Source organism: Dehalobacter restrictus DSM 9455 (assembly GCF_000512895.1).
Lineage (GTDB): Bacteria > Bacillota > Desulfitobacteriia > Desulfitobacteriales > Syntrophobotulaceae > Dehalobacter > Dehalobacter restrictus.
Genome location: NZ_CP007033.1, coordinates 1,748,957 through 1,762,592, shown reverse-complemented (window position 1 = coordinate 1,762,592; position 13,636 = coordinate 1,748,957). Strand labels below are relative to the sequence as shown.

The 13,636-nt window shown below is 47.9% G+C and carries 7 protein-coding genes; all 7 read left to right on the top strand.

The features are described from left to right. On the top strand, positions 1 to 3,087 hold the full coding sequence (gene nuoF, locus DEHRE_RS08430; protein WP_019225927.1) for an NADH-quinone oxidoreductase subunit NuoF: 3,087 nt from the start codon (positions 1 to 3) through the stop codon (positions 3,085 to 3,087). Positions 3,088 to 3,096: 9 nt separating this feature from the next. Beyond that, complete coding sequence (locus DEHRE_RS08425; protein ID WP_019225928.1) at positions 3,097 to 4,884, top strand: NADH-dependent [FeFe] hydrogenase, group A6; 1,788 nt, start codon at positions 3,097 to 3,099, stop codon at positions 4,882 to 4,884. 234 nt (positions 4,885 to 5,118) lie between these two features. Beyond that, positions 5,119 to 5,955, top strand: coding sequence for an ABC transporter permease (locus DEHRE_RS08420; protein ID WP_019225929.1), 837 nt, complete (start codon positions 5,119 to 5,121; stop codon positions 5,953 to 5,955). After that, positions 5,952 to 6,695, top strand: a complete 744-nt coding sequence (locus DEHRE_RS08415; RefSeq protein ID WP_019225930.1) for an ABC transporter ATP-binding protein — start codon at positions 5,952 to 5,954, stop codon at positions 6,693 to 6,695. The genes DEHRE_RS08420 and DEHRE_RS08415 overlap by 4 nt, the downstream gene beginning before the upstream one ends. Before the next feature lie 42 nt (positions 6,696 to 6,737). Then, entirely contained in the window at positions 6,738 to 7,730 is a 993-nt protein-coding gene (locus DEHRE_RS08410; protein WP_019225931.1) for an ABC transporter substrate-binding protein, read from the top strand. Positions 7,731 to 7,792: 62 nt separating this feature from the next. After that, a complete protein-coding gene (gene hypF, locus DEHRE_RS08405) occupies positions 7,793 to 10,285 on the top strand; it encodes a carbamoyltransferase HypF (RefSeq protein WP_019225932.1) in 2,493 nt (830 codons plus the stop codon). Between the two features lie 303 nt (positions 10,286 to 10,588). Continuing rightward, positions 10,589 to 13,636 (top strand): formate dehydrogenase-N subunit alpha, encoded by a 3,048-nt coding sequence (gene fdnG / locus DEHRE_RS08395; protein WP_083221879.1) that lies wholly within the window; start codon positions 10,589 to 10,591, stop codon positions 13,634 to 13,636.

Genomic DNA, 13,636 nt, shown 5'->3' with positions numbered 1-13,636 from the left:
ATGAAAATCAATCGTGTTGCTGATTTGGATCAAATTAAAAAGGAATACAGTGAAAAACTGTCCAAGTATAATTATCAAATCCTTGTATGCGGAGGCGCAGGTTGTGTATCCTCCAACTGCGGTGAAGTATCCGCTGCGCTTGTGAAATATCTGGAAGAATACGAGCTTCAGGACAAGGTTGCAGTTAGTGAGACAGGCTGTATGGGAACTTGTGCTGTCGGTCCTGTCCTTCTTATTCTGCCTGATGAGACTTTTTATACGGATGTTAATCCCGAAAAAATGGCCGAGATCGTAAAATCCCACATTATCAACGGTACGGTGCTGGAAAAGTATACATTCTACGATCAGACGCTTGGCAAACACGTTCCAAATATTAAGGATATTGATTTTTTCAAAGACCAGGTCAAAATTGCGCTCAGAAATTGCGGACAGATCGAATACGCTTCGATTGACGCTTATATAGCCAAAGACGGTTATTATGCGATTGCCAAAGCTGTGGGTGGCATGAAGCAGCAGGATGTTGTCGATGAAGTTAAAAAGTCCGGCATCAGAGGCCGCGGCGGTGCCGGGTTCCCTACAGGCATCAAATGGGAAGCTGGAATGAAATCAACGAGCGATCAGAAATTCATGGTCTGCAATGCTGACGAAGGAGACCCTGGTGCGTTCATGGACAGAAGCGTCATCGAAGGTGACCCGCACAGTGTCATTGAAGGGATGATGCTCGGTGGTTATGCGATTGGTGCAAGCATGGGCTATGTCTATATCCGGGCGGAGTATCCGATTGCCGTTGAACGTCTGGGTGCCGCGATTGAAGAAGCCCGCGAATGCGGCCTGCTCGGAGCGAAACTGTTTGGTTCGGATTTTGAGTTCAACCTGGAAATCCGGATTGGCGCAGGCGCTTTTGTCTGCGGTGAAGAAACATCCTTGATGGCTTCGATCGAAGGCAAACGCGGAGAACCCAAACAAAAACCACCGTTCCCGTTCGAACGCGGCTTGTTTGGCAAACCGACCATTATCAACAACGTAGAAACCCTTGCCTGCATTCCTCCGATTATTCTGAAGGGTTCGCACTGGTATTCGCAGTTTGGCACTGAAAAGAGCAAAGGCACCAAGGTCTTCGCACTGGCCGGAGATATCGTCAATACCGGTATCGTCGAAGTCCCGATGGGCATGAGCCTCGGCAATATTTTGTTCAATATTGGCGGGGGCATTCCCGGAGGTAAAAACTTCAAGGCTGCCCAGGCCGGCGGCCCTTCAGGCGGCTGTATCACGAAGGAATATCTGAATACGCCGATGGATTATGAAAATATCAGCAAAATCGGTGCCATTATGGGATCCGGCGGACTGGTCGTCATGAATGAGGATACCTGTATGGTCGATACCGCCAGGTACTTCATGGATTTCATCCAGGATGAGTCCTGCGGAAAATGCGTTCCTTGCCGTGTGGGAACCAAGAGAATGCTCGAGATCCTGGAACGCATTACCAAGGGAGAAGGCCAGGAAGGCGATATCGAACTTCTCGAAGAGCTCGGCGCTCAGATCAAAGAAACCGCCATGTGCGGTTTGGGTCAGACGGCTCCCAATCCGGTCTTAAGCACCATCCGGTATTTCCGTGACGAATACGAAGAGCATATCAAGAACAAATACTGCCGCGCCGGCGTATGTTCGGATTTGTTCCTTTCGCCGTGTGAGAATGCCTGCCCGGCAAGCGTCAATGTACCCGGATATATGGGCTTGATCTCGGCAGGAAGATATATCGATGCTTACAACCTTATCAGACAGGAAAATCCGTTTCCGGCTATTTGCGGAAGAATTTGCACGCACCCGTGCGAAAGCAAATGCCGCAGGGCGCAGCTGGACGAAGCGATCTCGATTTCCGATCTGAAACGGTTCGTGGCGGATTATGCGTTCAAGCATGAAGAAGAATCCACGAAAGACATTGTCTTCCCGAAAAACGGCAAGAGCGTCGGCATTATCGGCGCAGGTCCTTCAGGCTTGACTTGCGGCTATTACCTGGCAAGACTTGGCTATGAGGTCGATGTTTATGAAGCAGCGCCTGTGGCCGGAGGCCTACTTGCATTTGGTATTCCGGAATACAGGCTGCCCAAAGACGTGCTCAAGCATGAAATCAAACTGATTGAGCAAGTCGGCGTCAAGATCCATCTGAATACCGAAGTAGGCAATGACGTCAGCTTCGCCGGGCTGCGCAAAAAACATCATTCCATTTATATTGCAACAGGAACCCAGCTGTCCAACAAGATCAATATCCCAGGCGAAGACCTCGAGGGGGTTGTTCACGGCTTGAATTTCCTGCGCAATGTGAACCTCGGACAGGATGTGAAGATCGGTGAAACCGTAGCGATTATCGGCGGCGGCAATACTGCGATTGATGCAGCCAGAACGGCTTTAAGGTTAGGCGCTAAGAAAGTCAATGTTTTGTATAGAAGAACTATTCAAGATATGCCTGCTGATGCCAGAGAAATCTGCGATATGATTGAAGAAGGCATTGAAATTATTCCGCTGGTTGCCCCGACCCGTTTTATTGGCAAAGACAAAATCGAAGCAATTGAATGCGTCAGAATGAAGGTGAGCGGCTTTGATTCTGCCGGCAGAAGAAAACCAAAAATTGAAGAAGGGTCCAATTTCACCCTGAAGGTCGATATGGTCATCCCGGCGGTCAGCCAGTCTTCGGATCTGCCGTTTGTCGGAATGGATGATGTTGAATTAACAGACTGGGGAACTTTTATTACGGATAAAGATACCTTGATGACCACGATGGATGGCGTATTTGCCGGCGGTGACGTTGCCAGAGGTTCCGATGTCGCGATCACGGCAATTGCGGACGGTAAGAAGGCGGCATCTTCCATTGACCTCTACCTGGGCGGCAAAGGCGTGCTGAATAAAGGCGAAAAGATCGAAATTCCTGCGCCGGCAGATCAGGACGAACTCGTTGAGCATGCCAGATTCCCAATGGAAGTTCTTGACCCTGAAAAGAGAAAAGACTGCTTCTGCGAGGTGGCTCAAGGGTACCACAAGCTCAATGCAATTGCAGAATCTATGCGCTGTTTACGCTGTGACAGGAGGTAGGGTAAAGGCATGGTAAATTTAAGAATTAATAACAAAAGTGTTTCCGCTTTGGAGGGCGCGACTATCCTGGAAGCCGCGAAACAGAACAATATTCATATTCCCAACTTGTGCTATTTGGAAGGCGTTCATAAGTTTGGTTCCTGCAGACTGTGCGTTGTTGAAGTCGAAGGGGCCAAGAGCCTTCAGCCTTCCTGCATGGTTACGGTCAGAGAAGGAATGGTTGTTAAAACCAACACCGAAAAAGTCCGGAAGGCCCGAAAAGTCCTTTATGAACTGATTCTGTCCGACCATCCGAAAGACTGCCTAAACTGCGAACGCAATCAAAGCTGCGAGCTGCAGGAAATGGGTAATATGCTCGGCGTCAGTGAAGCCCGTTTTGAAGGAAAACGTTCAGCCGGCTGCATCGACAAATCCCCTTCCATTACCCGGGATATGTCCAAATGCATTCTTTGCCGCAGATGTATCACTGTCTGCAACGAAATTCAGCAGGTTGGCATTCTGAATGCACAAAACCGCGGATTTAAGACGGTTGTCGGTCCTGCTATGGATCTGCCGATCAATTCCGTAAACTGTGCTTACTGCGGACAGTGTACGGTGGTCTGCCCGGTAGGCGCGCTGAAGGAAACCGATGCGATCCAGGATGTCTGGCAGGCGATCAATGATCCCAATAAACGCGTTGTTGTTCAGGTTGCCCCTGCGATTAGGGCTGCAATCGGTGAAGAGTTCGGGCTGGAACCTGGGACACTCGTTACCGGTAAACTCGCTTCTGCTTTGAGAGAACTTGGCTTCGACGATGTGTTCGACACCAACTTTACGGCTGACCTGACCATTATGGAAGAAGGCACCGAATTCTTGACCAGGGTGAAAAATGTGCTGACCGGCGGCCAGGCTGCCCTGCCGATGATTACAAGCTGCAGCCCGGGCTGGATCAAATATGTTGAGCATGCCTATCCGGAAGAACTTGACCATCTCTCGACCTGTAAATCCCCGCATACCATGCTTGGGGCGCTGGCGAAGTCCTATTATGCCGACAAGATCGAAGTGGATCCGAAGGACATGTATGTTGTATCGATCATGCCCTGTACGGCCAAGAAGTTCGAAATTTCCAGACCGGAAATGCAGAACAATGGCGTACCGAATGTCGATGCCGTACTGACGACCAGAGAACTTGCCAAGATGATTAAGGAAGCCGGCATTGATTTTGTAAACCTCGAAGACAGCAAATTTGACAATCCGCTGGGTCTTTCCTCCGGTGCTGCCGATATCTTCGGTGTTACCGGCGGTGTTATGGAAGCTGCCCTGCGTACGGTTTACGAAGTGGTTACGGGACGGGAACTGCCGTTTGATAAGCTCCATGTTACTCCGATCGTTGGCCTGGAACAGATTAAGACAGCGGATGTGATCATCGAGAATCCTGTTGAGGCTTATAAGTTCCTCGATGGAGTTACGGTAAAAGTTGCTGTAACCAGTGGTCTGGCAGGAGCGAAGATCCTTCTGGACCAAATTGCCAAAGGTGAATCCCCCTATCACTTTATCGAAGTGATGGGATGCCCCGGCGGCTGCATCAGCGGCGGTGGACAGCCCAGACCGACCACACCGGAGATTCGTCAGAAACGTCTCCAGGCTATTTATAAGGAAGATGAAGGCAAACAGCTCAGGAAATCTCATGAGAATGAGGATGTCATGAAACTGTATGCCGAGTTCCTGAAAGAACCCAATGGCCATAAGTCGCATGAACTGCTGCACACGTATTATACGCAGCGCGGCAAGTTTAACGAATATCTCTGCAAGTCGTAATCTTGCTATCACAACCAGATTTCTCAATATTTTTGCTGATTTCTTCAAATTATTGCATTCTTGCACAAAATTATTTCGTGCGAGGGATGCAACTTCCCTAGAAAACACCTCGTCAAGAAAGAGCCTAATGCGTAGAATGCTTAGGCTCTTTCTTTTTCTTTCCGAATGTTGTAGTATTAATTCCCAAGGAAACAGTGCAGCTTTAATTCGAGCTAAGGGTAGGTACACCACTTGATGCAAATCAATCAGGAAAAAACGGAAAAAAGGTTTGACCGGCATGGAAATCCACATAACCGGACAAAGCTTCTGAATATACTCAGAGGGGCGGTTTTCCCATCAGCTGTGATTGTAGTTTGGGAATTAGCGGCACGCAGCAGTCTGGTTAATACCTACATCTTGCCTCCGCCAAGTGAGATTTTAAAAACATTTCTGCATATGCTTGCAACCGGGATTTGGGAAGAACATCTGCTGGCAAGTTTGCGGAGATTGGTGTACGGGTTCTTTTTGACGGTTGTTTTTGCAGTTCCGATGGGTATTCTGGTAGGCAAAGTCAGAGGGTTCAGGCATTGGGTGAATCCTACGCTGCATTTTTTGCAGCAGATCCCGCCAATCGCTTGGATCCCGATTTTTATGCTTCTGCTCGGGATTGATGAAGCCTCAAAAGTTGCAGTGATTGTGTATGCCTCATTTTTTCCGGTTTTCCTGAATACGGTGCAGGGCGTCACCAGTGTAGATCCGAAGCTGATTGAAGTTGGCCATGCCTATATGCTTACTCCGTGGGAAATGGTCAAAAAGGTGTATATTCCTTCGGCGGCTATGTCGATTTTTGTGGGTCTGAGGCTGGGGTTAAGTAATTGCTGGCGGGCATTGGTCGGAGCTGAACTGCTGGGTGCATCCTCAGGGATAGGCTATCTGATTATTGAAGGCAGGCAATTAGCTCAGTCCGATAAGATATTTGTCGCGATGTTTACCATCGGAGCTGCCGGGATGCTGATCGACTTTTTCCTCAGAAAGATTGAAAATAAACTGATGCCGTGGAAAAAGATGTATCAGGCAGGTGAGCGCAAATGAATAAGGTTTTAGTCGAAGTCCGTGATGTCGGTAAGGTTTTCCACAGCGACTGGGGAAGTATTGAAGCCCTGAAAGAGGTCAATTTCCGGTGCAACCAATCAGAATTTGTCAGTATTGTCGGAGCCAGCGGGTGCGGCAAAACTACGTTACTCCGGATTATTGCAGGCTTGGAACCCCCGAGCAGCGGAGAAGTGCTGATTGATGGAGAAAACATTGACGGGCCCGGTTATGGGCGTGCCGTCGTATTTCAGGAACCGCGGCTCTTTCCGTGGCTGACCGTTGAAAAAAATACCGCGCTGGGTATCCAAGGAGTAGAGAAACAAGACGAAGTTGAGAAAATTGTCGCCAGCTCGCTTCAGTTAGTAGGGTTAACACAGTTCAGCAAAGCGTATCCTTACGAACTGTCCGGCGGAATGGCCCAAAGGGTGTCTTTGGCGCGAGCGCTTACTTTTAAACCGAAAGTATTCTTGATGGATGAGCCGTTTTCGGCCCTTGATGCCCAGACCAGGGCCAGAATGCAGGAAGAAATCATTGATCTTTGGCAGAAAACCGGAAAAACGGTTATCCTTGTCACCCATGATATCGAAGAAGCACTGACTGTCAGTCAAAAAATCATGATTATGTCGCCGTCTCCCGGTACGATCAAAGAGGTACTGGAAGTACCTTTTGCTTATCCAAGAAATCCTGATAGGTTAGAATTTATCAACATGAGGAAAACTATACTAGAGGCCATTCGCTAAGTGAATCAAATGTTTTCGATAAGTATTAGTAGGAGGATTATCATGAAGAAGTATCTTAAAATTTGTATTACTGTATTATTATCATTATTGCTGCTGATTTCGGTGACAGGCTGTCAGCCGAATACGGCCAAACAGCAGGAAAAACCAAAAATTATTAATATATCGTATTCGACGAAGCCTTTGAACGCCCCGGCAATTGTAGCACTGGAGAAAAAGATGTTTGAAGACGAATTTGCGAAGGATGAAATTCAGGTGAAGTGGTACGAATTGGAAGGTCCGGCAACAACGGAAGCCCTTGCTGGCAAATCAATTGATTTTGCCACATCACTGAATTATGTTTCGGCCATCATTTCGAATGCGAACGGCAACGATATTAAGATTCTTTCAAGCTATTCCAAGTTTCCGAAGGGGATCGGCCTGGTTGCAGCTAAAGGTGGCGAAATTGCATCCGTAGCGGATCTGAAGGGAAAAAAGGTCGCCCTGCAGAAGGGAACGATGCTGCATGAAATGCTGATCAAAGCGCTTGCCGAGGCAGGCATGTCTGCCAATGACGTAGAAATAATCAGCATGGCCTCAGCTGACGCGCTAAACGCGTTGCTGCAAAAACAAGTGGATGCTGCGGTCATCCCCGATCCGCTGCTGACCAAAGGGATTGCTTCCCAAAAAATCACCCTGATCCGGAATGCTGAAGGCCTTATCCTGGGTCAGGCTGTAATCGCCGCGCGAACAGAGTTTATTCAGAAGTACCCTGAAACAACAAAGCGTTTTCTGGAAATTCATCAGCAAATATTGGACTGGATCCAGGAAAATCAGGATGAGGCTTTGCGAATGACGACTGACGCCAATGGAATGGAGCTTAAAGCAGTAACTGCTTTATATCCGAAATTTGATTTTACAATGCCGATTGACAGTCAGGACATTGAAAAACTTAAAGAATCTGCTGAATTTCTCAAAGCGAATGGTTTTATCAAGTCCGATGTTGATCCCGACGAGCTGATCAATCATCTGGTTGATACCGGATATCTTCCCAAATAACCTTAGAGAAAAGACCCAATGTAAAAATAAGGATGATATTTCAAACAGAAGAGTGGTAAAACGTGATAAGAGCTGTAAAAATTCTGATCAACGGCATTGTTCAGGGTGTCGGCTTCAGGCCGTTTATTTTTAAACTTGCCCGGGAGCTGGACATTAAAGGCTGGGTAAACAATTTCAGCGGCGGAGTCGAGATTCAGGCTGAAGGGGAACGGGTGGAAGACTTTATTCGCAGAATCAGAGCAGACCAGCCGGCTTTGGCTGTGATCGTTTCGCTGGAGATAACAGAGATCCCGGTTCAGCATTACCGGGAGTTCACGATCACAGAAAGCAGGGAGTCCGAAGACAAGGATGTTTTGATCTCCCCGGATGTTGCAGTATGCAGGGACTGCCTGCAGGAGATGTTTCACAGTAAGGACCGGCGCTACCTCTATCCGTTTATTAATTGTACCAATTGCGGTCCGCGCTACACAATTATTAAGGATCGGCCTTATGACCGCGAGAAAACGACCATGGCGGGTTTTCAGATGTGCCCGGAATGCCATCAGGAATATCAGGATCCGCTGGACAGGCGGTTTCATGCTCAGCCGACTGCTTGTGCGGTCTGCGGGCCAGCACTTAAACTACTGGATTGTACAGGCAATGAAATTAGCGGCAACGGGATCGGCATTAACTTGCTGCAGGAAGGCGCGATTCTGGCCGTCAAAGGTCTTGGCGGCTTTCATCTTGTCTGTGATGCCTGCAATGATGAGGCGGTCAGCAGATTGCGCCGGGTCAAAGAGCGCGGAGCAAAACCATTTGCTGTCATGGCCAGGAATATTGAAACCGCCCTCAAAGAGGTGACCATAACGGAGCTCGAAAGATCGACGCTTGCCGGTCCCTCTGCACCAATTGTCCTGCTGCCGCGAAAGAAGAATAGGAATAGCCGGATTTCTCCGCAAACGGCACCCGGCCTTCAATCACTTGGCATCATGCTGCCGTATACACCGGTTCATCATCTGCTCTTTCAGGGGACCTATGATTATCTCGTGATGACCAGCGCAAACCTGAGTGGACAGCCTTTAATCTATGACAATCAGGAAGCGTTGGCAGGACTAAGCGGAATTGCAGATTATTTTCTTCTAAACAACAGAGATATTTATCATCCGTGTGATGACTCAGTCATGCAGATGATCGGGGATCGAATGATCTTTATCCGTAGGGCCAGGGGCTATGTGCCGCTGCCGCTATTTTTAAAACAGGAGATCAAAACAACGATTGTCGGTCTGGGCGGAGAAATGAAAAATGCTTTCTGCCTTGCTTCCGGAAAGATGGCTTTCATGAGCCAGTATATTGGAGATATGCATGGATATGAAAATTTGGAACGATTTGAACAGGAGTTATACTCCTTTCAGAAAGTAACGAGCATCGTTCCGCGAAAAGCTGCTTATGATATGCATCCGGAATATTCGACGACCCGGATTGCCCGGTCGATGGATTGCCCGAAATTTCGCGTTCAGCACCATCATGCCCATCTCGTCAGCGTGATGGCTGAACATGGGATGGATGATCCGATGCTCGGCCTGATTTGCGACGGGACAGGTTATGGCGAGGACGGCAGGATCTGGGGCTTTGAGTATCTTTTCGGAAATCAGGAAGGCTATGAGCGCAAAGCACACCTTGAATACTTGCCCTTGCCCGGCGGCGATGCCGGAGCCAAATATCCGCTCAGGATTGCCTATGCTTACCTGAAGAAACTTATGACGCAAGAAGAATGGCAGCAGACGGAACCGCTTTGGACAAAATTATCTTCTCAGGAAAAGAATATCCTGGATGGCCAGCTTCGAAGCGGATTCCAGCTGTTTGAAACTTCCAGCGCAGGACGCCTCTTTGACGCGGTCAGCGGTATGCTCGGAATTTGTACAGAAGTGACATACGAGGGACAGGCAGCGATTGAACTGGAGAGTGTGGCCGAGAAATGGCTGGAAGACGGAAATACGGGTACACAAAAAAACCGGAACGAATTCCTAGAAATAACGCTGCAAGCTTCAATGAGGGTCAAGGCGTTGGCCGCTCTCTTGGACCAATACGAGAAAACCGGTCAGACAAATGCAGAGGGACGCTTGCGTCTTATTGAGCAATATAACGAAATGGCCGGCAGGACAGATGGAAGTTTCTGTCCGGACTTATATCCGGCTTTATATCCAGCCTGTCTGGAGATTTCAGGTGAACCGCAGCCCGGTGTTCTTCACGTAAAAGTGGGGAGCCTCTTAAAAGAGATCTCCAACGATGTGCTGCTTCAGAAAGACCCTGGGGAAGCTGCGCTTAGATTTCACTATTCTTTAGCGTGTCAGATGCTAGAAACGGCGTTGTTTATTGGTCTTGAAAACAAAAAACTGCCGATTGCAGGGGGTGTTTTTCAAAATAAGCTGTTGACCGAGATTCTACTGTTCTTGGCGGGAGAGATCGGGGTAGAGATCCTTTACCCGCAGAAACTCCCGTCTGGGGACGGCGGTCTTGCCTTCGGTCAGGTGCTGATTGCAAATGAGGCACTTAAGAAGGAACCAGTCAGCAATTGACCCTTATTTTACATCTTAGTCGATATTAGTCGCAAGAAAACGCTTCAAATAGAAATTTGAGGCGTTTTTTTTTGCGAACCAAGGAGACTAAAAAGCGGTGACGGCCACAGAGGAACCAAAAATGTTAAGACGTTTGACAAGTATTCGCAAAAAAAGCCCAATTCTGTTAAGTAATTAACAATACTTGATTAATTTCCTATGTCAGTTTAATATTAATGACATTGCAGGTTAGAATATTCAGAAAATTTAAAAACTTGCAAAAAGTAAAAATTGTTGTGTTAAAAAAAGTAAAGGAGGAGAAAAATGGATTTATCAAGACGTAATTTCCTGAAACTATCAGGAGCTTCCTTGGCTTCGCTGGCGCTTGGCCTTGGTTTTGATCCCGACCTCGCTCAGGCTCAGGGATATGCACTTAAGATTGAAGGTACAAAAAAAATTCCGAGCATTTGCCATTTTTGTTCCGGAGGGTGCGGCTTGCTTCTCTATATCAAAGATGAAAAGCTGGTGTATTTAGCCGGGGATCCCGATCATCCGACCAATAACGGGGCACTTTGTTCTAAGGCAGCCAGCTTGAGAGAAGTTGCTTATTCTGAGGCTCGGATTACGAAACCGATGTATCGTGCTCCGGGGGCAAATGAATGGCAGGAAATATCCTGGGACGAGGCTATCGACAAAGTAGCCAAAAAAGTCAAAGATGTCAGGGAGAAAACCTGGAAGGCTGATGCCGATGTCATTAACGCAGCTACAGGGAAGACCGAGAAACTCGCTGTCAACAGGGCTGAGGGGATTGCTGTTTTAGGATCGGCTGAAATCGATAATGAAGAATCCTACTTAGTTAAAAAACTATCAATGCTTTTAGGGACGCCCTATAACGAACATCAGGCCCGGATATGACACGCGCCCACGGTGGCAAGTTTGTCACCTTCATTTGGCCGTGGTGCCATGACCAATTCCTGGCCGGATCTGATGAATGCTGAACTATTCTTAATTGCAGGCTCAAATTGTGCCGAAAACCATCCCATTGCTATGCGGTGGATCAATAAGGCCAAGGAGCGCGGAGCAAAAGTGATTGTGGTTGATCCCCGTTTTACACGGACAGCCTCGCAGGCAGATATATTTGCTCAGATTCGCCCGGGTACAGATATTGCCTATCTGGGGGCTATCATCAATTATATATTGGAAAATGAGCTCTATGATCACGATTATGTCCTTAACTACACAAATGCTCTGTACAAAATAAGCAAGGATTTTCAATTCAAGGATGGACTATTTTCCGGATTTGACCCCGAAAAGAAAAAATACAAAACCGATAGTTGGGGTTATCAGCTAGACGAATCTAACAAACCGGTTAAAGCTCTGGTCCTTACTGATCCTGACAGCGTCTTCAGCAAATTGAAAGAGCATTATTCCCGTTATGATATGAAAACTGCTGAGAATATTACAGGGATACCTGCATCAAAAATTAAGGAAATTGCTGATGCTTTCTGCAGTGCCAAACCCGCGTCCATCCTTTATGCATTGGGGATGACCCATCACACAACGGGCGTGCAAGGTATCCGGTGTTACGGCATTATCCAGCTGTTGATGGGCAATATCGGCAAAGCGGGAGGCGGTATCAACGCTTTGCGCGGCGAGCCGAATGTCCAGGGTTCCACGGATATGGCCAATCTCTATAATAATCTGCCAGGTTATCTTCCGGCCCCCTCCCATTCCGACAAGACACTCAAAGATTATTTGGTACGAAACGGCTCCAACCGGGAAAAACATCTCGTATCGTTATTGAAGGCCTGGTTCGGAGATAAAGCGACCAAGGAAAACGACTATTGTTTCAATTATCTGCCAAAGTATGATTCCAATGTTAATTCAAGTTTGGTTCGAATTTGGGATGCGGTGAATAAAGGCCAATTCCAGATGATGTTGAATATTGGCTCCAATTCATTGGTATCCGTACCAAACCTCGAAGTGGTCCGCCAGGCTTTGCCCAAACTAGAGATGTTGGTTGTCTCTGATCTATTTGAAATTGAGACTGCCCAGTTCTGGCGGGAGCCCGGTGTTGATCCATCTAAAATTATGACGGAAGTAATCTTTTTACCGGCTGCCTTTGTCTATGAAAAAGACGGGACGCTGACGAACTCAGGCCGCTGGGTTCAGTGGAAGGATGCAGCGCTCAAGCCCCTTGGCGAATGCAAACCGGATTTGGATATGCTCGATCTGTTGTATAAGCGGGTGAAAAGCTTATATGAAGGCAGTACTAATCCCAAAGACAGACCGATTCTCGATGCGCGCTGGGATTACGGCCATGAGCCGAAAGCGCTTAAGGTTTTGCAGGAATTAAACGGCTATGATGAAACAAGCGGGGAATTATTGCCGACATTAGCCGATTATCTCAAAGCACCGGTCGGGTCAGTATCTACCGGATGCTGGATTTATGCCGGTGTTACCGGGAAAGGCAATTTGGCTGCACGCCGGGGAGATGCAGATCCCTCCGGACTTGGATTGTTCCGCGAATGGAGCTTTGCTTGGCCGGGAAATATCCGTATTTTATACAATCGTGCATCCTGTGATGCCCAGGGACAGCCTGTGGATCCCAAACGCAAATTAATTTGGTGGGATGCGGCCAAAAATGTTTGGGCCGGCAATGACGGTGCTGACGTAGTCGACAAGACCAAAGGGCCTGACACTCCAGAAGGAAAGCTGGCTTTCCGTATGAATCCGGAAGGAGTAGGGCGTTTGTTTGCAGGCAAATATACAAGCGGGATACCAACAACGCCTTCAGCAGACGGCAAACCGGTTGGCGGCGTGAATGTAGGAGGGATCTGCAACGATGGTCCGCTACCAGAGTTTTACGAGCCGGTGGAAAGCCCTGCGGAAAATATCTTCCATCCGAATGTATCAAGCAATCCGATTGTGGCAATGCCCAAAACATTGCCCGATGTTCAGAAGGTTGGTAACCGTAAAGATTATCCCTATGTGCTGACGACGTATGGCGTAAGCGAACACTTCTGTGCCGGCGGTATCACCCGCAACATTCCGATGCTGAACGAACTGATGCCGGAACCTTTTGCAGAAATCAGCAAAAACCTTGCAGCAAAAATTGGCGTACAAGATGGAGATCGCGTTGAAATATCCTCGGCACGCGGCAAGGTTGAGATTCGTTGTCTTGTCACAGACCGCATTCAGTCGTATGAGGTACATGGACAGCCGACCGAAACGATCGGTGTACCTTGGAGTTGGGGTTTTGCATCTTTAAATCCTGGATCAAGCATCAATGAAGTAACCATCGGCGTAATTGACCCGACAGCAGGAACACCCGAATATAAATGTTGTCTGGTCAATATAAGGAGGGCTTAG

Excerpts from the sequence above, each read along its gene's own strand:
- DEHRE_RS08410 (WP_019225931.1), top strand. The coding sequence starts at position 6,738 with ATGAAGAAGTATCTTAAAATTTGTATTACTGTATTATTATCATTATTG.
- DEHRE_RS08425 (WP_019225928.1), top strand. The coding sequence starts at position 3,097 with ATGGTAAATTTAAGAATTAATAACAAAAGTGTTTCCGCTTTGGAGGGC.
- DEHRE_RS08415 (WP_019225930.1), top strand. The coding sequence starts at position 5,952 with ATGAATAAGGTTTTAGTCGAAGTCCGTGATGTCGGTAAGGTTTTCCAC.
- nuoF (WP_019225927.1), top strand. The coding sequence starts at position 1 with ATGAAAATCAATCGTGTTGCTGATTTGGATCAAATTAAAAAGGAATAC.
- DEHRE_RS08420 (WP_019225929.1), top strand. The coding sequence starts at position 5,119 with ATGCAAATCAATCAGGAAAAAACGGAAAAAAGGTTTGACCGGCATGGA.